The sequence below is a fragment of the Sphingomonas sp. genome, from assembly GCF_023266535.1.
Taxonomy (GTDB): domain Bacteria; phylum Pseudomonadota; class Alphaproteobacteria; order Sphingomonadales; family Sphingomonadaceae; genus Sphingomicrobium.
This window is the reverse complement of record NZ_JAHFPY010000050.1, coordinates 1-20,102: the sequence shown is the minus strand read 5'-3', so window position 1 is coordinate 20,102 and position 20,102 is coordinate 1. Positions and strand designations below refer to the sequence as shown.

Sequence of the window (20,102 nt, the reverse complement as noted above, 5' to 3'; positions counted from 1 at the left end):
GGGCCGCGGTATGGGTCGGGCTCATCGGAACGCTCGGCCTGCTGCTTCGCCGGCGCTGGGCGCAGCAGCTGCTGCTGATTTCACTGGTCGCGGTGGTCATCCAGTTCAGCGCGATCTTCATTGTCCCGGAAATGCGGGTGGTGACGTCCGACGCGCTGCTCGGCCCGATCATCATTTTCGTCATCTGCTACGGCATATTCATGCTCAGTCGACTGGCGAAGCGGCGCGGCTGGCTGCGCTAAGCGAACTGGCCGTGACCGTCGCGGGGCTGGTTGCGGCACTGCACAATCGCTAAAAGGCCTGCATGTCGACCTTCACTATCGATACCTCGACCAGCCGCGCAACGCCGACGCCGGTCCCCGGAAAGCGCATGACCGTCCCGGCGATCCGCGGGCATAAGAAGGACGGAAAGACCGAGCAGCCGCTGGTCATGCTGACCGCCTACACTATGCGGATGGCGCAATTGCTCGACCCGCATTGCGAGATGCTGCTGGTCGGCGACAGCCTGGGCCAGGTGATCTATGGCCTGCCCTCGACCGTGCCGGTGACGATGGAAATGATGTGCAACCATGGCGCGGCGGTGGTGCGCGGGTCGTGGCACGCATTGGTCGCGGTCGACATGCCGTTTGGCAGCTATGAGGGCTCGCCGCAGCAGGCATTCGAGAGCGCGGCGCGGATCATGAAGGAAACCGGCTGCGCCGCGGTCAAGCTGGAGGGCGGCGAGGCGATGGCGCCGACCATCGATTTCCTCACCCACCGCGGCATCCCGGTGATCGGCCATGTCGGATTGACGCCGCAGGCGGTCAATGTGCTGGGCGGCTATGGCGCGAGGGGCAAGAGCGCCGACGAAGCCAAGAAGATCGTCGGCGACGCCAGAGCGGTGGCCGATGCGGGCGCCTTCTGCATCGTTGTCGAGGGAGTGATGGAGCAGATCGCCGAGCAGGTGACCGAGGCGGTCAACGTGCCGATCATCGGCATCGGCGCCTCGCCCAAATGCGACGGCCAGGTGCTGGTCACCGAGGATATGCTCGGCCTGTTCGAGCGCACGCCGCGGTTCGTGAAGCGCTATGCCGACATGGCGAGCGAGATTGGCGAGGCGGTCGGCAAATATGCCTCGGAAGTACGTGAGCGGACCTTCCCGACCGAAGAGCAAACCTACCGCCCGAAAGAGTAGCAAGATGGCCGAGCCCAGCCAGTCGATCATTGCCACGCGCGGGGCGCAGATGTTCCCGCGGCTGACCGACGAGGAACTGGCGCGGCTGTCGCGGTTCGGCGCACCGGTGAGCTACGTCGCCGGCGAGGTGATTGCGCGTCCGGGCGAGGTCGGGCCGGGCCTGCTGCTGCTACTGTCTGGCCGCGCCGAGGTGATCCAGCAGGGCCACCCTCCGACCCACATCGTCACCCATGAGCGCGGCAATTTCATGGGCGAGCTGGCACAATTGTCGGGGCGACCCTCGCTGGTCGAAGTGACCGCGCTCGACCCAGTAGAGGCGATCGCAGTGCCGCCGGACCGCTTGCGGGCGATGCTGATCGCCGAGGCCGAGCTGGGCGAACGGATCATGCGGGCGCTGATCCTCCGTCGGGTGGGACTGATCGAGGCTGGGGCCGGGCCGATCATCGTCGGCCAGGAAACCAACGCCGACGTCCTTCGGCTCGTCAATTTCCTGCGCCGCAACGGCCATCCTTACCAGAACCTCGACCCTGCCGGGGACAGCTGCGGCCGGACACTGGTCGAGCAGTTCGAAATCGAGCCCGAGGAACTGCCGATCGTGCTGTGTCCGGGCGGCCAGCTGCTGCGCAATCCGAGCGAAGGCCAGCTGGCGCGCTGCGTCGGGCTGGTCGGACCGATCGATGCCGACAAATTATACGATGTGGTGATTATCGGCGCCGGCCCGGCCGGGCTCGCGACGTCGGTTTACGCCGCATCCGAAGGCCTGTCGGTGCTGACCATCGACTGCCGCTCGTTCGGCGGCCAGGCTGGTGCCTCGGCGCGGATCGAGAATTACCTCGGCTTCCCGACCGGGATCAGCGGCATGGCATTGATGGGCCGGGCCTACGGCCAGGCGCAAAAATTCGGGGTCGAGCTGGCCATTCCCGACGAAGCAACCAGGCTCGAGTGCGGCAACGACCCGTGCCACGTGCTGCTGGCCACCGGTGAGCGGATCCAGGCAAGGAGCGTCGTGCTAGCCACCGGTGCGCGCTATCGCCGCCTTGGCGTCGAGCGGCTTGAGCAATTTGAAGGAAGCTGCGTCCATTATTGGGCCTCCCCGCTCGAAGCAGATTTGTGCGCCGGGCAAGAAATTGCCTTGGTCGGCGGTGGCAATTCGGCCGGCCAGGCGGTGGTGTTCCTGGCCAGCAAGGCGAAACATGTGGCGCTAATCGCCAGGCGGCCGCTGAGCGAAACCATGTCGCAATATCTGATCGAGCGGATCGAGAGCCTGCCCAACGTCGAAGTGGTCATCGGCTGTGAGATCAGATCGCTTCACGGCGATGCCGGGTCATTGGAAGGACTCACTGTCATCGAGCGATCGACGGGCAAGGAAATCCGCTGTTCGTCGCGCTTTCTCTTCTCTTTCATCGGCGCCGAGCCCAACACCGATTGGCTGCAAAGTTCGGGAATCAAGCTCGACAATCGCGGGTTCGTGCAGACCGGCGAAGCCGCGGGCGACGACCGGCTCCCGCTTGAAACCAGCCGCCGCGGGATATTCGCGATCGGCGACGTCCGCGCCGGATCGGTCAAACGGGTCGCGGCGGCGGTCGGCGATGGCGCGCAGGTGGTGGCCGCAATCCACGGCTACCTCGCCGACGCGCCGCAAATCGCAATTTCGGTGCAGCACGCCGTCCCCGCCGAATAGCAACGCTTTCCACCCTTTGCCTTTCGTCCCGCCCGCGCTAGACGGCTCGCGCCAGCTTCTGTTCATTTGGGGTGGGGAAGGAAGCGGCCGTACGACCCCCACGGGCAGTTTTGAGGATTAACTTGGCGCTTCCTACCGATCCGGCCGAAGCCTTCGTCCGCGAAGTCGATGAAAATTTACGCCGCGACCAGATGGCCGACATGGCCAAGTCGTACGGCAAATGGATCATCGCCGCCGTCGTCCTGTTCCTGGGTGCGGTCGGCGGCTACCTTTATTGGCAGAGCAACAGCCAGAAGCAGGCCGCGGCCGACAGCGAAACCATTTCGGCCGCGCTCGACAAGGCCGCATCTGGCAGCAGCAAGGGCGCGCAGGCCGAACTGGCGCCGCTCGGCGATTCTGCCAACGATGTGACCCGTGCCTCGGCGCTGCTCGGCCAGGCCGCGCTGGCGCTGCGCAAGAACGACCGCAAGACGGCGATCGATCTCTATACCAAGGTCGAAAATGACAGCGGCTTGCCGCAGCCATATCGCGACCTCGCCCTGGTTCGCCGGACGATGACGGAATTTGACGCGCTCAAGCCCGACGAGGTCATTGCGCGGCTGAAGCCGCTGACTGAACAGGGCAAGCCATTCTTCGGCACCGCCGGCGAAATGACCGGCATGGCGATGCTCGACAAGGGCGACAAGGTCGGCGCCGGCCAGCTGTTCGCCAGGATCGCCTCCGACAAACAAGTTCCCCAATCGATCCGCGCCCGCGCGGTCCAGCTCGCCGGCTCGCTCGGCGTCGACGCGACCGCCGCCATGCCGGTCGATCTCACTCCTGCCCAGTAGGACATATTCTCCATGCGTCACGTCACCCGCGTCACAACCCTCTTGATGGCAGCCTCGCTGCTGGCTGGCTGCAGCACGGTCGGCGGCATCTTCAAGAAGGAGAAGAAGGCCACGGTCCCCGGGGAGCGGGTCGCGGTGCTGGTCAATGAGGCCGAGATCGACATCGATCCGGACACTGCGGCCGTGCCGATGACCCTGCCGGCGGCGGAAGCTAACACCACATGGGCCCAGTCGGGTGGCAATGCCCGCAAGTCGGTCGGCCATGTCGCGCTCGGTCAATCGCTGGGGGTCGCCTGGACTACCCAGATCGGTGAAGGCAGCGGCAAGTACGGGCGCCTGGGTGGCGGCCCGGTGGTGGCCGAAGGCAAGGTGTTCACGATCGACACGCTCGGCGTGGTCCGCGCGTTCGACGCGACCAACGGCCACGAGCTGTGGTCGGCCCGGTTCGGCGAGGTCGGCGACAACAAGACATCGCTCTACGGCGGCGGCGTCGCCTATGACGACGGAAAGGTCTACGCCACCAACGGGCTCGGCTATGTCGCCGCATTGAGCGCCAGCAACGGCGGCTCGGTGTGGACGGTTCGTCCGGGCGGACCGCTACGCGGCGAACCTTCCGTGGCCGATGGTTCGGTCTATGTGATGAGCCAGGACAACCAGATCTACTCGCTGAAGGTCAGCGACGGTTCGACCAACTGGTCCAATGCCGCGGCGCTGGAAATTGCCGGCGTGTTCGGCGCGGCGGCGCCATCGATCGGCCAAGGCACGGTGGTGGCCGGCTTCTCCAGCGGCGAGCTCAATGCCTATCGCTACGAGAATGGGCGCCAGGTGTGGCAGGACGCGCTGGCGCGGACCTCGATCACGACCAGCGTCGCTTCGCTCAGCGACATCGATGCCGATGCGGTAATTGACGGCGGCGCGGTCTATGCCGTCGGCCAGGGCGGCCGGATGGTCGCGCTCGACCTCTTCTCCGGCCAGCGCATCTGGGAAATGAATTTCGGTGGCATCGCCACGCCTTGGGTTGCCGGTGAATGGCTGTTCGCGGTCAACGACAAGGCCCAGCTGGTGGCGGTCAACCGCGCCAGCGGCAAGATCCGCTGGATCAACCAGCTGCCGCGCTGGGAGCATATGAAGGCCAAGTCCGGCTTGATCACCTATGTCGGCCCGGTGCTGGCCGGTGACCGGCTGATCCTCGCCGGATCGAACGGCGCCCTCATCAACGTCAACCCGACGGATGGCAGCTTCCAGAGCCAGGTCGACATCAAGGACGGCGTCAGCTTCCAGCCGGTCGTAGCCAACTCGACGCTGTATATCCTGACCGACACCGGCAGGCTCATCGCTTACCGCTAAGGTTGACGGACCCGCAGTAGGCGGGCAGGGGCGGCGCCATGCCCCTTCCCACCGTTGCCATTATCGGCCGACCCAACGTCGGCAAATCGACGCTGTTCAACCGGCTGGTCGGCAAGCGCGTTGCGCTGGTCGATGACCGTCCGGGCGTGACCCGCGACCGGCGCGAAGGCGAAGGCCGGCTGCTCGACCTCAAATTCCGGGTGATGGATACGGCAGGCTTCGAGGACGAGGATCCCAATTCCTTGCCCGGCCGGATGCGCGCCCAGACCGAGGCGGCCGTCAGGGAGGCGGACGTCGCCCTCTTCCTGATCGACGCGCGCGAAGGACTGACGCCGCTCGACGAGGAAATTGCCCGCTGGTTGCGCGGCCATGCGACACCGGTGGTGGTTGCAGCGAACAAGGCCGAAGGGAATGCCGGCGAAGCCGGACGGCTCGAGGCGTTCGCGCTGGGCCTCGGCGAACCCTTTTCCCTGTCGGCCGAACATGGCGAGGGCCTGGTCGACCTGTTCGAGGCGATCCGCCCGCACGTCGAGCATGAGCATTTCGTAACCGAAGCCGAAGAAGATGAGGAGATTGCCGGGCCGCTCAAGCTGGCCATTGTCGGGCGGCCGAATGCCGGCAAGTCGACCCTGGTCAACAAGATGCTGGGCGAGGAGCGGATGATTACCGGTCCCGAGGCCGGCATCACCCGCGACAGCATCAGCATCAACTGGTTGTGGAACGATCGGCCAGTGCGGCTGGTCGACACGGCGGGCCTCAGGAAGCGCGCCAAGGTTGAGGACAAGCTGGAGAAATTGTCGGCGTTCGATACCAAGCGGGCAATTGATTATGCCGAGGTGGTGGTGCTGCTGCTCGATGCAACGCGCGGGCTGGAATCGCAGGATCTGCGCATCGCCGACCAGGTGCTCGAGGAAGGCCGGGCGCTGGTCATCGCGCTCAACAAATGGGACGTGGCCGAACATGCCTCGTCGCTGTTCAACGGGGTCAAGGCGGCGCTCGAAGAGGGTCTCAGCCAGCTGAAGGGCGTGCCGCTGCTGACGGTGTCGGGCAAGACCGGCAAGGGCGTCGACCAGCTGCTCGGCGCAGCGTTCGAAGTCCGCGACAGCTGGTCGCGGCGCGTAACCACCGGCGAGCTTAACCGCTGGTTCGAGCGCGCGGTCGAACAGAATCCGCCGCCGGCGCCGGGCGGCAAGCGGATCAAGCTTCGCTACATCACCCAGGTGAAGACCCGCCCGCCAAGTTTCGTCGTGTTCGGGACGCGGGTCGACCAGCTGCCGACCAGCTATCAGCGCTATTTGCTGAACTCGATGCGCCGTGAGCTCGACCTGGGACCGGTGCCGCTACGCATGACCATGCGGGCGCCGAAGAACCCATTTCATAACAAGGGTTAGTCCAGAAAATAACCGCTCCTTTACCCTTTTCGGGTTAGGCAGGGTGCGTGGGATCGCGCCTACGACCAGAGGCGCCTGGGAGCATGGAACCAGTGGACGACGGCTCTGACATCATTGACTGGGTTTACTTCGAGAAGAGCCGCGCCGAGCTTGGCCCGGGCTTCATTCGGATCCTGGCCTATTTCCGCGAAGACGGGGCGAAGAGCGTGGCCGCCATCGAGCAGGCCATGCACGAGCATGACACCGTCGCGCTGATCATCCCCGCGCATACCATCAAGGGCGAAGCGCGCCAGTTTGGGGCCGAGCCATTGGCGCAGGTGGCCGAGCTGATCGAGCAGACCGCGCGGATGTGCGTCGAGACCCACCGCTTCCCTGACGAGCTGGTGCCCAATGTGGTCGAACTTCGCCGGCTGTGGAACCGCACGGTCGAGCTGTTCGACAAGGCGACCAATCCGCTGCAGAGCCGCGCCGCGCCGGGCGTCGGCGGCTTCGGCAAGAAGGTCGCCAACCAGGGCTTCGGCCGGATTTAGGCCAATTATTCCTCCCTGTTGCGAAGCAATGGGGAGGTGGCAGGCCGCAGGACTGACGGAGGGGCCCCTCCACCACTCAGCTTCGCCGAGCGGTCCCCCTCCCCACGGCTACGCCGCAGGGAGGAGCGTTTCTCTCCGCATCGGCTGCCACTTCCCGCGCGCCAGGCTGCGCCACGCCCATTCCAGCGGGCCGTACTGAAAATGCTCCAGCCATGGCTTGGACCAGGTCAGCATGATCGCCCAGACGACCGGCACCAGCAGCCACGCCTGCCACCGCGATACCGATCCGTACAGGCCGAGGCCCCAGCCATAGAAGACGAAAGTCGCGATCAGCGACGTGCCGAGATAGTTGGTGAAGGCTGAGCGCCCGGCGGCGGCGATGCGCCGGGCAAGCCAGCCCTGTCCGCGCGACAGCGGGATGATCAGCGCGGCATAGCCGAACGCCATGATGGTGATGAACGGCGTTGCCAGGATCACAAATGCCGCAAACACGCCGATGATGTAGAAGTTTGACATGATGTCATAGGCGACGATGCAGGCGCAGGCGGCGAGGCCGATCGGAATCGCAATCCGCGCAACGCGAGCATAGGCGGCATCGTCCCACTCGCCGGTCAGGAACCCCGATTTGTAGCCGGCCATGCCGAGCAGCATCAGCCCGATCGTGTCTGGCATGAACACCAGCGTGTTCCCGATGATCCGCTTCCAGTGATCGAGATTGTCCTTCACCAGGTTCAGCCACGTGCCGAGGTGGAGCGCCTTGTCCTTGGCGATCTCGGCAGCCGTCGGGAAAAAATTGCCGAGCCCGTCATTCCACTCCTTGATCGCTTGCTGCGTCGCGCCTGGAGCATGGGCGGCGATGTCGGCCTGGTACTGGCTGAACATGAAGCCGGAGAAGAGCAGCATGCCGACCAGCAGGAAAGAGGCGCCGAGCGCGACCAGCCGTTGCACCGGCAGCTTTCTGAACAGGAAGGCGATCAGCCCGCTGCACGCATAGAGGACAAGGATATCGCCGAACCAGATCAGGTAGAAATGGATCAGGCCGAAGCCGAGCAGCACCAGCATCCTGCGGATATGAACCTTCGGCCCTGAAAGGCGGCCCGCCTCCGCCCGCTCGATCACCAGCAGGGTCGAGGCGCCAAACAGCATCGAGAATAGCGTGCGCATCTTGCCGTCGATGAGCAGCATGTTGGTCGCCCACAGGCCAAGGTCGGCGCCGTGCCAGCCGCCATAGGCCGACGGGTTGAAATAGGCGCCGTCGATCATCGCGAAGGCGATGATGTTGACCGAGAAAATGCCCATCACCGCGACGCCGCGGATCATGTCGAGACTGAAGATGCGGTCGGATGATGTGGCCATCGGCGCCCCCTGCTGCAGCGACGCTACAACCAGCTTGAGATTTGCTCCAGCGGCTTCTTGCGCATGGCAAATTCGGGAATGGTCGCACCCTTGGCGGGCAGGCCGGCGACGATGATCATCAACGCCTTCTCATCCGACGGCCTACCGCATAGCTCGCGCAGAAAACCCATCGGCGAGGGTGTGTGGGTTAGTGTCGCCAGCCCGGCCTGGTGAAGCGTGGCGAGCAGCAGGCCGCAGGCAATGCCCAGGCTCTCCGTGACATAGTAATTCTGCTTCTTGTCGCCGGGGTCGATCCCGCCGCGCCGCTGGCCAAAGGCGACGATCAGCCAGGGGGCTGTTTCGAGAAAGGCCTTGTCCGCGTCAGTGCCGAGAGGAGCAAGCGCCTCAAGCCATTCCTGGCCCGCCTTGCCGGCGTAGAAGGCGCGCTCCTCTTCTTCGGCAGCGATGCGAATGCGTTGTTTCAAATCCTGCGAGCGGATCACCGAGAAATGCCAAGGCTGGTGATTGGCCCCCGACGGCGCAGTGCCGGCGGCGAGGATCGCCTGCTCGATGACTGCTCGCGGTACCGGCGCGGGCGAAAACATGCGGCAGGTGCGGCGCTTGGCCATGGCCTCGCGGAAGGCACTGGCGCGCTCGATGCGCTCGTCGTCGGATAGCGCCGGAAGCACGGTGTAGGGGATGGGATTGTAAGGTTCGCTCATCCAGCCAGCTTAGGCGACACAATTGGATCGGCAAGACATCGACCCGATGCGTACGCGTCATGCCGGCCCGGCCGGGGCCGCCCTAGTCGTCGGTCGCTTCGCTTTGCAGCTGGATATAGTTCTGCAGGCCCATCCGCGCGATCATGTCGATCTGCTTCTCGAGCGTATCGACATGCTCTTCCTCATTTTCGAGGATCTCGCTGAACAGGTCGCGGCTGACATAGTCCTGGACCTTCTCGCAATGGGCGATAGCGCCCTTCAATTGGGTCAGCGCTTCCAGCTCCAGCGCATAATCGCACTTCAGCATCTCCTCGACGCTCTCGCCGATCCTGAGTTTCCCCAGGAGTTGGAAGTTGGGGAGGCCGTCGAGGAACAGGATGCGCTCCGACAATTTGTCGGCATGCTTCATCTCGTCGATCGACTCATGCCGCTCGAACTCGGCCAGCTTGGCAATGCCCCAATTGTCGAGCATCCGATAATGCAGCCAATATTGGTTGACCGCGGTCAGCTCATTCTTGAGCGCTTCGTTGAGAAGCTGGATGACCTTCTTGTCGCCCTTCATGCGCGGCCTCCTGTCAGGGAAGCAGCGGGATACGCCTTCGGCTCGGTGAAGGGAAGCGGAAAATTGGCGGAAATCAGCGAAAAATAATGCGACTTAGTCGCAGTTCAGGCTGCCCTGGGAAAGTTCACCACCACGCTAGAGCGATTGCGCCGTGCCGGCCTCTTGTGCTCGTCGTCGATCACTTCCTGGGCGTAGTCGAGGCAGCAGCCGCAGATCGGCTCGCAGCCAAGTGCTTTGTAGGCGCACACCGGTTCGCTCTCGCCCTGGCGGGCGACGGCCCGAAGCTCATCCTCCCGAATCGCATTGCAGACACAGACGATCATGCAGTCCATATAGTCGATAATGCGAGGCGTTCGCAAGAGGGCGGAACGGGTTGGCTACTCCGCCGATACCAACTCGGGCCGGTTGGTGACCAGGCCATCTGCGCCGGCGGCGATCATCCGGCCGTGCAGCGCCTGCCAGTCGGCATTGCTGCGCGGCAATTTGCGGCCGACCATGATCCACACCGGCTTGCCCAGTGCCTGGGTGCGGGCGACCAGCGCCGGATCGGCCTCGACCCAGTCGGACCAGAGGCGGACGATGTCGGCCCCCGCATCGACGAACATAGGAGCGTCTGCGCGCTCGGGCATGAAGGCGATGATGGTAACTCCGGGCAGGGCGGCGCGGGCGTGGGCAATGTCGCCAGGCCGGCGCAGTCCGAAGATCACTTTGCCCTCGGCATGATGGGCGCGGACTTGGCGCAGCACCTGGTCGATGCCAACCGACTTGCAGTCGAGCAGCAGGCGGGTGTCAGCGTCGGTGACGAGCGCCAGCACGTCGCCGAGCGTCGGCACGCGCTCCCCGACATGGGTCGGCCAGCCGGCGTCGCATTGCTGGATCCTGGCCAGCGTCTGCTCGGCCACGGCGCCGCTGCAGTCGGTGGTCCGGTTGAGCGTCGCATCGTGCATCACGACCAGCTGGCCATCCCTGGTGGTGCGCAGGTCGAGTTCGATGACCTTGATGCCGGCGGCGAGCGAATGGCGGAAGGCGGCGAGGGTGTTCTCCGGCACTCCCTCGGCCAGCCCGCGATGGGCGCCGATGGTTAGCGGTTGGGGCGGCGCGGCGGGCGTTGCCGCGGCGACAAATGCGAGGAAGTGAGTGAGGCTCATCATTCCTCCCCGAGCTCGTCTCGGGGAGGGGGACCATCCGGCCTTGCCGGATGGTGGAGGGGCCGAGGCACTGGCAGACAAATCTCAATGATCGATTGGGCGACCGAAGAGGCATCCCGCATCACGTCGCTGGCAGGAATACGCTCAACACGAACACCATAGCTTTTGATTAACGCATCGCGCCTCGCGTCATGTTGGGCCTGACGTTCGACACCGTGAACCTGCCCGTCAATCTCGATCACCAGCTTCACCGCAGGACAATAAAAGTCGGCCACGTAGGGTCCGATCGCATATTGGCGGCGAAACCTGATTCCGGCCGGCGACCGGCGCAGTAACTGCCACAGCAGCGCTTCTGGCGGTGTCATGTTCCGCCGCAGGCGCTTCGACGCCTTCATTGCATTGGCGGTGGCCTTCACGGGTTTGGCCCCTCCACCATGTCGCTTCGCGCCACGGTCCCCCTCCCCATTGCTTCGCAACAGGGAGGATCGGTTTACGTCGCCACTACGTCAATCCTCCCTGTTCCCGCAGGGAATGGGGAGGGGGACCATTCGCAGCCAAAGGCGAAGGATGGTGGAGGGGCCTAGCCATTCCCTAAAGCTCGCCCTGCATGAGCGCGGGGAAGAAGCCCTCATGCGCGGCGCGGAGGTCGGCGAGGGGGATAGAGCCTAAGCTGCCATGATCCCCGATCAACAGTTCATCGCCGCCAGTCATTCCAATCCATGTGCATGCCATACCGAGTTCGGACGCTAGCTCCGGAATGCGCTGGTCTCCATTGTCCCAGCTCGTCACGACGTAAAGACCTTGGTCTTCTCCAAACATTCGTGCCGCAAGCGGGCTATCTTGCTGATCGCTGATGTCGATGTCTGCACCAACATCTCCCGCGAGCGCCATCTCGGCGATTGCAACGAGCAGCCCTCCATCCGAAATGTCGTGAACGGCTGAGACGAGCCCATCAGCGATGAGGCGCTGAACGAATTCACCAGCCTCGCGCTCGTGCTTCAGATCGACTACCGGTGGCCGACCATTCGACTGATTGTGCACCTCGCGAAGCCAAAGAGATTGGCCAAGATATCGCCCACCCTTGGACGATGAACCAATCAGCCAAATGCCATGCGCCCATCCTTCAGGACTGGTTTGGAACGCTATCGTCGCCGACTTCTCCCAATCGTCGAGCAAGCCGACGCCGCCGATGGCAGGGGTGGGAAGGATGGCGCTGCCGCCGCCGGTCGCCTTGCTCTCGTTGTAGAGGCTGACGTTGCCGGAGACGATCGGGAAGTCGAGGGCGCGGCAGGCTTCGCCCATGCCTTCGAGGCAGCCGACAAATTGCGCCATGATTTCGGGTCGCTGGGGGTTGCCGAAGTTGAGGCAGTTGGTGACCGCGAGCGGCCTTGCGCCGACCGCGCAGAGGTTGCGGTAGGCTTCGGCGATCGCCTGCTTCCCGCCTTCATGGGGGTCGGCGTAGCAGTAGCGCGGGGTGCAGTCGGTGGTGATCGCCAGCGCTTTTCGCGTGCCATGGACGCGCACCACCGCGGCGTCGCCACCGGGGCGCTGGACGGTGTCGGCGCCGACCTGGCTGTCATATTGCTCCCAGATCCAGCGGCGCGAGGCGAGATTGGGCGAGGCCATCAGCTTGAGCAGGTCCGCGGCGATATCGGTGCTTTTGGGCACGTCGCCGAGCGGCTTCACCTGGGCCCAGGCCTTATAGTCTTCGCGCGACAGATGCGGCCGGTCATATTCGGGCGCGTCGTCGGCCAAGGGGCCAAGCGGAATGTCGCACACCACGTCGCCGTTCCACTCCAGCACCATATGGCCGGTGTCGGTGACTTCACCGATCACCGCGAAATCCAGCTCCCACTTCTTGAAGATCGCCTCGGCCTCACCCTCGCGGCCGGGCTTCAGGACCATCAGCATCCGCTCCTGCGATTCCGACAGCATCATTTCATAGGGCGTCATGCCTTCCTCGCGGCAAGGCACCTGGTTCATGTCGAGGCGGATGCCGGCGCCGCCCTTGGACGCCATTTCGACAGAGGAGCTGGTGAGGCCCGCGGCGCCCATGTCCTGGATGGCGACGATCGCGTCGGTCGCCATCAGCTCGAGGCAAGCCTCGATAAGGAGCTTCTCGGTGAAGGGATCGCCGACCTGGACGGTCGGGCGCTTCTCGTCGCTGTTCTCGTCGAAGTCGGCGCTGGCCATGGTAGCGCCGTGGATGCCGTCGCGGCCGGTCTTGGAGCCGACATAGACGATCGGGTTCCCCAGCCCGGTCGCGGCCGAATAGAAAATCTTGTCGGTGTGGGCGACGCCGACGGTCATCGCATTGACCAGGATGTTGCCGTCATAGGCAGTATCGAAATTGACCTCGCCGCCGACCGTGGGCACGCCAACGCAATTGCCATAGCCGCCGATGCCGCTGACCACCCCGGCAATCAGATGGCGCATCTTCGGATGGTCGGGCCGGCCGAAGCGCAGCGCGTTCATGTTGGCGACCGGGCGCGCGCCCATGGTGAACACGTCGCGCAGGATCCCGCCGACCCCGGTCGCCGCGCCCTGATAGGGCTCGATGTAGCTCGGGTGGTTGTGGCTCTCCATCTTGAAGATGGCGGCCTGGCCCCGCCCTTGTTCATCTGGGCCGATATCGATCACGCCAGCGTTCTCGCCCGGGCCGCAAATCACCCAGGGGGCCTTTGTGGGCAGCTTTTTCAAATGGAAGCGCGAACTTTTGTAGGAGCAATGCTCCGACCACATTACCGAGAAGATACCGAGCTCAACCAGGTTCGGCTCGCGGCCCAGCGCGTGGAGTACGCGCTCATATTCTTCCGGGCTCAGGCCATGCTCGGCGACGATTTCGGGAGTGATGCGGGCGGCTTCGAGAACTGACATGGCGCGCCCCTTAGCCGCGATGAACCGTTGCCGCTAGCCGAGTCGGCGCATTGAAGCTGTCACGTTCGGGGAGGATAAGCGCGGTGGGCGGGGGGAATCGGACAAGGAGGCAGTCATGCCGAAACCAATTCCCGAAGGATATCGCAGCGTAAACGTCGTCCTGACGGTCGACGACGCGGCCAAGGCGATCGATTTCTACAAGCAGGCGTTTGGCGCCAAAGAGCTGTCGAGGCTGCCGATGGGCGACAAGATCGGCCATGCCGAGCTGCAGATCGGCGACACCAGGTTCATGCTCAACGACGAATTTCCCGAGCGCGGAAACCTGGGCCCGAAAGCGCGCGGCGGATCGCCAACCGGGCTGATCGTCTATCTCGATGACGTCGACAGCGCGTTCAAAAAGGCGATCGCGGCTGGCGGCACCCAGACGATGCCGGTCGAGGATCAGTTCTGGGGCGACCGCATGGGAACGTTGAACGACCCGTTCGGCCATGGCTGGAGCCTCGCGACCCATATCGAGGACGTGCCGGACTCGGAGCTTCCGGAGCGGATGAAGGCATTCTTCTCCAAGCAGAAGGAAACCGAGCCAGCGTAAACCACTGGCTCCGCCCTATCCCGCTCAAGCGGGATGGGGAGGGGGACCATTGAGTGTAGCGAAATGGTGGAGGGGCCGCCTAGGTGACTGGCCCCTCCGTCAGCCGCTTGCGCGGCTGCCACCTCCCCATTGCTTCGCAACAGGGAGGAGCAAATTCAGGCCTTACAGGATTGGCCGTTGTAAGTGATCGACGAGCTCTTGGCGTCGCCGGTCAGCGTCGGCTTCACGCCTTCGGCCGGGGCTGGAACCTGGGTGCCGGCCTCGCTCTTGTTGGCCTTCACCCGCGCGCTGCCGTCGCTGTACCAATCGATGTACAGCAGGCTGTTGTCCTTGCAGCGGTATGACTTGCTGGCGGCAATCGCCGGCGGCAGTTCGACCGGCGCGGCATTGGCCAGCTCTTCCTTCATCGGGTCGGGCTGTTCGCCGCCGACGATGGTGTGGGATTCCTTGTCACAGGCGACCAGGGCCGCGCTGACAATGATGATCAGTGATAGCTTGCGATTCATATGCCGCCCTTAGTCAAGCTCACTGCGCCGCGTAAAGCGCAGCCTTCGTTGCAATGACACCCCGCGCCGCATAAGTTGCACGTTATGAACCGTGTCGACAAGGAAGAACGGATTCAGCGTATCCGGATCGGCCTGACCGGACTGGCGTTCGTATTCCTGCTGGTGCTGCTGGGGACGGCGATCAGCCGGTCGAGTAACGACGCTTCCGCGCCGCCGGTGCAGAACGAACTGGCGGTGCCCGACCAGCCCAACGAGCCGCTGGCCGAAATCGGCGCCGCGCCGGGGACGGGCACGTCCACCAACATCACGGACGAACAAGCCAACCAAGCCAAGGGCAAGTGAGGCGGCGAACCTTGTTGGCCGCCTATGTTGCGGTGGGGGTGGGAATCCTGGCCGCAATTGCTTCCTCCATGATGCATCGGCAGGCGGCGGTTTTACCCTCAGCGACCGGCAGGCCAATACTTTTGTTGCTGACCAGCCTGCCGCTGGTGTTCAACGAACAAATGTCGCTCGATGGGGGCGGATCGTCCGCACTGACCCGGCTCGAGCAACGATACAGGGTCGAGACTATCAGCGTCGCCGACGCGGCCAGTCTGAAGGGCCCGCGACTGTTGCTGATGGCCCAGCCGAGGGCGCAGCCGGCTGAGGCGCTGGTCGAGCTCGATCGATGGGTGCGCGATGGCGGCCATCTCCTCCTGCTGGCCGATCCCAAACTCGAATGGCCGAGCCAACGGCCGTTGGGCGACAAGCTCCGCCCGCCGCCGATGTTTGCCGATACTGGGCTGCTCAACCATTGGGGCCTCACCTTATCGGAATCGGGCCTCGTCAGCAGCGGCAGCTGTGAGGTCGCCGACCCGGGGCTGGTTGCGCGCTGCCGCATTGGCAAAGGTTCGGCGACAGTGGTTGCGGATGCCGATTTCATCAATGTCGAAGATCCGGACGCACCAGGCCTCGACTTGATGATGAGTGAATTGAGCCGCCTCGGGACTCGCTGAACAGCCGTGAGTCGCGCGGTTTTCCAACATGTTTATCCACAGGCTTGTCCCGCAAGAACAGGCATGGAACAAATGGTAAAGAAAGCCTGAAAAAACCGTGGATTTTCCGCCACTGGGCATGAATTCCCGCGATATGGCATCAAAATCCATTGTATCCCGTGCCTGCTTGAGTTACCAACACAGTCAGTAGCGCGGGGCTAACCTGTATTGAGTCGGTCAAATCGTCGGGCGCACGGGAAACCCGTGCACTGGCGAACGGGGAAGCTGTGCCCGCGTCGAGGGACGGTACGTGGCACTAGAGCATCTGTTTCAAGGCAGTGCTTTGAATGCGGTGGACGCCAAAGGGCGTGTCTCCGTGCCCGCCTTCCTGCGCCAGGTTATCGAGCGCCGCGGCGATGCCCGCACCATCGTCCTCGCCAAGCATGACAGCTTCCCGGCTCTCAGCGCCTACGACCCCGCCTATGCGGCGCTGAAGCATGAGAAGATCGAGCGGCTGCTGGAGAAGCAGGAGACCGATCCCACGGCCGAACTGGAACATGCCCGCCGCACCATGATGGCGTTCGGCGCCACCGAGGAAGTGCCCTACGACAGCTCGGGCCGGATCATCGTGCCCCCGATGATGCGTCGCAAGGGGCAGATCGACGACCTCGCCCTGTTCGTCGGCGTCGGCGAGACCTTCCAGATCTGGAACCCGAAGCTGTTCCTTGCCGACAAGAATGTCCCCGAGGACATGAAAGATATCGCCCGCTTCCGGCTCGAGGAGCGCGGCCAATGACAAACGGCGTGAGCAACGACAACCCGCACCTGCCGGTTCTTCTCCAAGAGGTCGTAACGGGTCTCGCTATCGTCCCCGGCGAGACCCTAGTCGACGGTACCTTCGGAGCAGGCGGCTTCACCCGCGCGATTCTTGGGGGAGGGGCGGGACGAGTGATCGGCTTCGACCGCGATCCCAATGCCATCGCGGCCGGGCCGACGCTCGTCCCGGATGAGCGCCTTACCTTGGTCGAGGAGCGGTTCAGCCAGATGGACCGGGTGCTGGCCGAACGCGGCCTGCTGCCGGTCGATGGCATCGCGCTCGACATCGGCGTGTCGTCGATGCAGCTCGATCAGGCCGACCGGGGCTTTTCCTTCCAGAAGGACGGCCCGCTCGACATGCGGATGAGCCAGTCGGGCGAGACCGCCGCCGAATTCCTGAACCATGCCGAAGAGGGCGAGATTGCCCGCGTCCTCAAGGATTATGGGGAGGAACCGCGCGCCCGCGCGGTTGCTCGCGCCATCGTCGCCGCTAGGCCACTGACCCGAACGGCCGAGCTGGCGGTGGTGGTGCGCAGGGCGCTGGGCTATCGCCAGGGACAGAAGAGCGACCCGGCGACCCGCACCTTCCAGGCCATCCGAATTCACCTGAACGCAGAGCTTGACGAGCTGGAGCAGGGACTCCGGGCCGCCGAGCGGTCGCTCCGTCCCGGCGGCCGCTTGGCGGTGGTCACCTTCCACAGCCTGGAAGACCGCATCGTCAAACGCTTCCTGAAGGTTCGCAGCGGCGATGTGCCCGCCGGATCGCGCCATCGGCCCATGGTCGCGCCCGGGCCCGCCCCGACCTTCGCACAAGTTGCCAAGCCGGTCTCCCCTTCGGAGGCCGAGCTGGCCCGCAACCCGCGCGCGCGCTCGGCGCGTCTCCGTACCGCGGTCCGTACCGCGGCGCCCGCGTGGGACCAACTCCCGTCGAGGAGGGCAGTGCAATGAGCGCGCGTGGCTTCGGATCGGTGTTGTCGGCAGGTGCTGTGGTTGGCGCTGCGCTCGGCTTCTACCTGGTCAGCTTGCGCGTCGCCTCGGAGCGCGCCGCGCTGGAGGATGTCGAGACCAGGATCGCAATGACCCAGCGCGACATCCGCCTGCTGCAGACCGAAATCGGTACCCGCGGCCGCCTGGCCCAGCTCGAGCGGTGGAATGTCAAGTTCATCCGCCTGTCCGCGCCCAGCGCCGACCAGTTCGTCCAGGGCGGGTTCCAGCTCGCCACCTTGGTCGCACCGCCGAGGCAACCGGCGATCGACGCACCGGTGGTGCTGGCGGCGGCATCCATTCCGCCGGCTGACGGTCAGCCAAAGTTGACCGGCGACGCCGATCTGCCGACAACGGTGACGGCACCGTCGCGCCCAGCCAATCAGATGCTGCATGTCGCCAGCTACTCGGTGCCGCAACCGCAAGCGGCATCGGCGCCCCCACGTGAGCCGGTAGCTGTCAAAACTCCGCCTGCGACGAAGCCGGTCAAAACCGCGACGGCCGATCCGTTGGCGCCCTTGTCAGGCGCGGGCGCAAAGGCCAAAGGCAGCGCGCCCGCCGCGTCCGCCGGAGGTGCATCTTCGAAACCTCAAAAGGCTCGCGTAACCGACTGATGAACGCCCCGACGCCCGCTCTCGTCGCACGGCCCGAGCGGCTCCGTCTGGTCGGGCAAAGGCGGCAGATTCTCGCGGTCATGCACCAAAGGCTGATGTTCGGCATGCTGGTCTATGCCGGGATCATCGCCATCATCGCGCTCAGGCTGATCTATCTCGCTGCGTTCGGCGACCACGCCGGCCGCAAGGGCGGTGTCATCGACCTCATTCCCGAGCGCGGCGATATCGTCGATCGCGACGGCCAGGCGCTGGCCCGGACGATCGACGCCTGGACCATCGGACTGCAGCCGTCGAAGGTGATCGGCAACAAGCTCGATCTGGCCGAGAAATTGGCGGTGCTGATGCCCGAAAAGGACACGGCGGCCTATCTCGCCATGCTTCGGTCGGGACGGAATTTCTACTATCTCCGCCGCCGCGCGCCGCCGCGGCTGGTGGCGGCGATCAATGCGCTCGGCGAACCCGGACTGGCATTGGAGCGCGAGCCGGACCGCCTCTATCCGCAAACCAGCCTCGCCGCCCACGTCGTCGGCTACACCGATATCGACGGCAAGGGAAATGCCGGCATCGAGCGCGCTTTCGACGAGCAATTGCGCGATCCGGCGCGGCGCGGCCAGCCTATCGTGCTCAGCATTTCCAGCCGGGTCCAGCAAGCGCTGGAGCACGAACTTGGCGATGCGATGAACCACTTCTCGGCGATCGGCGCGGCCGGGGTGGTGATGGACATCCACACCGGCGAAGTGCTGGCGATGACCTCGCTGCCGCAGCTCAATCTCAACGATGCCGGAAACGGCACGCCGGAAGCCCGGTTCAACCGCGCGACGCTCGGCGTTTATGAGCTCGGTTCGACCTTCAAGCCGTTCACCGTGGCGATGGCGATGGATTCGGGCGTGATCCGGTCGATGGGGCAAATCTACAATTGCCCAGAAGTGCTCAATGCCTATGGCCACCAGATCCATGACACCCACCCGTTCGGTCGGCCCTGCACGGTCGCCGAGATCATGGAGGAAAGCAGCAACATCGGCACCGCGCAAATCGCGGCGCAACTGGGCAAGCCACGGCAGGAAGCCTTCCTCAAGAAGATGGGCTTCCTCAACAAGGTCAATGTCGAGCTCAAGGAACGCGGGCGTACGCTCAGCCCTGGCAGCCGCTGGGGCCCGTTTGAAACCATGACAGTCGGCTTCGGCCATGCCATCGCGGTGACGCCGCTGCACCTCGCCACCGGCTATGCGACCCTGTTCAACGGCGGCATCTATCGCCCGGCGACGCTGCTCAAGGTCGACCGCAATCATGCGGTCGGGCCCGGGCATCGCGTCTTCACCGAAGACACCAGCTACAAGATGCGCGCACTGCTGCGGCTGGTGGTAATGAAGGGCACCGGGAGGAAGGCCGATGCGCCGGGCTATCGGATCGGCGGCAAGACCGGTACCGCGCAAAAGCTGGTCGGCGGCCATTACAGCAACGTCCTCAACGTCACCAGCTTCGCCGGTGTGTTCCCGATGGATGAGCCGCGCTATGTGATCGTGGTCATGCTCGACGAGCCCAAGGCAACTCCGGAGACTTACGGCTTCACGACCGCTGGCTGGAACGTAGCGCCGGTTGTATCGCGCACGGTCAGCCGGATTGCGCCGATGCTCGGCGTTCGCCCCGACAAGAATCGTGAGCCGAACATGGCCGAAGTCCTTCCCTACGTTCACGAAAAAGCGGAATAGCCGACCCATGCAATTGGGCGAGCTCGCCGATACGATCAGCGATTCCGAAGTGACCGGCTTTGCGCTCGACCATCGCAAGGTCGCGCCGGGCAATATATTCGGCGCGTTCCGCGGATCGCGCTTCAACGGCGAGGATTTCATTGCCGAAGCGGTGAAGCGCGGGGCGATGGCGATCGTCGCCCGGCCTGAGGCGCGGGTCGAAGGCGTGCCGCACCTCGCAGCCGCCGAGCCGCGCAGGTTGTTCGCCGAATTGGCGGCCAGATTTTTCGAGCCTTATCCGGAGGTTATCGTCGCAGTCACCGGCACCAAT

Annotated in this window: 22 protein-coding genes and 1 pseudogene; 15 read left to right on the top strand and 8 right to left on the bottom strand. The window is 64.5% G+C overall.

The features are described from left to right. From Q0C64_RS09085 to Q0C64_RS09055, 7 genes and pseudogenes are all read left to right on the top strand, one after another. Window positions 1–242, top strand: a pseudogene (locus Q0C64_RS09085) (hypothetical protein); the annotation flags it as partial. 62 nt (window positions 243–304) lie between these two features. Beyond that, window positions 305–1,174 (top strand): 3-methyl-2-oxobutanoate hydroxymethyltransferase, encoded by an 870-nt coding sequence (panB, locus tag Q0C64_RS09080; protein ID WP_294122956.1) that lies wholly within the window; start codon window positions 305–307, stop codon window positions 1,172–1,174. A gap of 4 nt (window positions 1,175–1,178) precedes the next feature. Further along, entirely contained in the window at window positions 1,179–2,855 is a 1,677-nt protein-coding gene (locus Q0C64_RS09075) for an FAD-dependent oxidoreductase (RefSeq protein ID WP_294122953.1), read from the top strand. Window positions 2,856–2,977: 122 nt separating this feature from the next. After that, a complete protein-coding gene (locus Q0C64_RS09070; protein ID WP_294122950.1) occupies window positions 2,978–3,685 on the top strand; it encodes a tetratricopeptide repeat protein in 708 nt (235 codons plus the stop codon). A 12-nt stretch (window positions 3,686–3,697) separates the two neighbouring features. Further along, a complete protein-coding gene (locus Q0C64_RS09065; protein WP_294122948.1) occupies window positions 3,698–5,032 on the top strand; it encodes a PQQ-binding-like beta-propeller repeat protein in 1,335 nt (444 codons plus the stop codon). A 38-nt stretch (window positions 5,033–5,070) separates the two neighbouring features. Continuing rightward, the gene (der, locus tag Q0C64_RS09060; protein ID WP_294122945.1) at window positions 5,071–6,423 is read left to right on the top strand and encodes a ribosome biogenesis GTPase Der; all 1,353 of its coding nucleotides are present in this window, start codon (window positions 5,071–5,073) and stop codon (window positions 6,421–6,423) included. A 92-nt stretch (window positions 6,424–6,515) separates the two neighbouring features. Continuing rightward, a complete protein-coding gene (locus Q0C64_RS09055) occupies window positions 6,516–6,953 on the top strand; it encodes an Hpt domain-containing protein (RefSeq protein ID WP_294122942.1) in 438 nt (145 codons plus the stop codon). 108 nt (window positions 6,954–7,061) lie between these two features. Here the strand turns inward: Q0C64_RS09055 and Q0C64_RS09050 are convergent, their stop codons facing one another. The 7 genes from Q0C64_RS09050 to purL form a co-directional block, all read right to left on the bottom strand. Continuing rightward, on the bottom strand, window positions 7,062–8,309 hold the full coding sequence (locus Q0C64_RS09050) for a DUF418 domain-containing protein (protein WP_294122939.1): 1,248 nt from the start codon (window positions 8,307–8,309) through the stop codon (window positions 7,062–7,064). 23 nt (window positions 8,310–8,332) lie between these two features. Next, window positions 8,333–9,010: a nitroreductase family protein gene (locus Q0C64_RS09045; RefSeq protein WP_294122937.1), complete on the bottom strand. Its 678-nt coding sequence runs from the start codon at window positions 9,008–9,010 to the stop codon at window positions 8,333–8,335. 82 nt (window positions 9,011–9,092) lie between these two features. Beyond that, complete coding sequence (gene bfr, locus Q0C64_RS09040; RefSeq protein ID WP_294122934.1) at window positions 9,093–9,572, bottom strand: bacterioferritin; 480 nt, start codon at window positions 9,570–9,572, stop codon at window positions 9,093–9,095. Between the two features lie 104 nt (window positions 9,573–9,676). After that, window positions 9,677–9,895, bottom strand: coding sequence for a ferredoxin (locus Q0C64_RS09035; RefSeq protein WP_294122933.1), 219 nt, complete (start codon window positions 9,893–9,895; stop codon window positions 9,677–9,679). Window positions 9,896–9,949: 54 nt separating this feature from the next. Beyond that, a complete protein-coding gene (locus Q0C64_RS09030; protein ID WP_294122930.1) occupies window positions 9,950–10,720 on the bottom strand; it encodes a glycerophosphodiester phosphodiesterase family protein in 771 nt (256 codons plus the stop codon). Then, window positions 10,720–11,136 carry an endonuclease domain-containing protein gene (locus Q0C64_RS09025; protein ID WP_294122928.1) on the bottom strand — a complete coding sequence of 139 codons (417 nt, stop codon included), beginning with the start codon at window positions 11,134–11,136 and terminating at the stop codon, window positions 10,720–10,722. The genes Q0C64_RS09030 and Q0C64_RS09025 overlap by 1 nt, the downstream gene beginning before the upstream one ends. A gap of 175 nt (window positions 11,137–11,311) precedes the next feature. Beyond that, complete coding sequence (gene purL, locus Q0C64_RS09020; protein ID WP_294122925.1) at window positions 11,312–13,597, bottom strand: phosphoribosylformylglycinamidine synthase subunit PurL; 2,286 nt, start codon at window positions 13,595–13,597, stop codon at window positions 11,312–11,314. A 115-nt stretch (window positions 13,598–13,712) separates the two neighbouring features. Here purL and Q0C64_RS09015 point away from each other — a divergent pair, with 115 nt between their 5' ends. Next, a complete protein-coding gene (locus tag Q0C64_RS09015; protein ID WP_294122923.1) occupies window positions 13,713–14,189 on the top strand; it encodes a VOC family protein in 477 nt (158 codons plus the stop codon). Between the two features lie 155 nt (window positions 14,190–14,344). On the opposite strand, the gene Q0C64_RS09010 is transcribed toward Q0C64_RS09015, so the two are convergent. After that, window positions 14,345–14,695 (bottom strand): hypothetical protein, encoded by a 351-nt coding sequence (locus tag Q0C64_RS09010; protein WP_294122921.1) that lies wholly within the window; start codon window positions 14,693–14,695, stop codon window positions 14,345–14,347. 84 nt (window positions 14,696–14,779) lie between these two features. Between Q0C64_RS09010 and Q0C64_RS09005 the strand changes: the two genes are divergently transcribed. From Q0C64_RS09005 to Q0C64_RS08975, 7 genes are all read left to right on the top strand, one after another. Continuing rightward, window positions 14,780–15,037, top strand: a complete 258-nt coding sequence (locus tag Q0C64_RS09005) for a hypothetical protein (RefSeq protein ID WP_294122919.1) — start codon at window positions 14,780–14,782, stop codon at window positions 15,035–15,037. A 125-nt stretch (window positions 15,038–15,162) separates the two neighbouring features. Further along, on the top strand, window positions 15,163–15,690 hold the full coding sequence (locus Q0C64_RS09000; protein ID WP_294122915.1) for a DUF4350 domain-containing protein: 528 nt from the start codon (window positions 15,163–15,165) through the stop codon (window positions 15,688–15,690). Between the two features lie 355 nt (window positions 15,691–16,045). Further along, window positions 16,046–16,465, top strand: coding sequence for a division/cell wall cluster transcriptional repressor MraZ (locus Q0C64_RS08995; RefSeq protein ID WP_294122913.1), 420 nt, complete (start codon window positions 16,046–16,048; stop codon window positions 16,463–16,465). Next, window positions 16,462–17,433, top strand: a complete 972-nt coding sequence (gene rsmH / locus Q0C64_RS08990; protein ID WP_294122910.1) for a 16S rRNA (cytosine(1402)-N(4))-methyltransferase RsmH — start codon at window positions 16,462–16,464, stop codon at window positions 17,431–17,433. Before Q0C64_RS08995 ends, rsmH begins: the two co-directional genes overlap by 4 nt. Then, window positions 17,430–18,083, top strand: a complete 654-nt coding sequence (locus Q0C64_RS08985; RefSeq protein ID WP_294122908.1) for a hypothetical protein — start codon at window positions 17,430–17,432, stop codon at window positions 18,081–18,083. The genes rsmH and Q0C64_RS08985 overlap by 4 nt, the downstream gene beginning before the upstream one ends. After that, the gene (locus Q0C64_RS08980) at window positions 18,083–19,792 is read left to right on the top strand and encodes a penicillin-binding protein 2 (protein ID WP_294122905.1); all 1,710 of its coding nucleotides are present in this window, start codon (window positions 18,083–18,085) and stop codon (window positions 19,790–19,792) included. Before Q0C64_RS08985 ends, Q0C64_RS08980 begins: the two co-directional genes overlap by 1 nt. Before the next feature lie 7 nt (window positions 19,793–19,799). After that, window positions 19,800–20,102, top strand: a 303-nt coding sequence (locus Q0C64_RS08975) for a Mur ligase domain-containing protein (RefSeq protein ID WP_294122903.1), incomplete at its 3' end; no start/stop codon positions are given.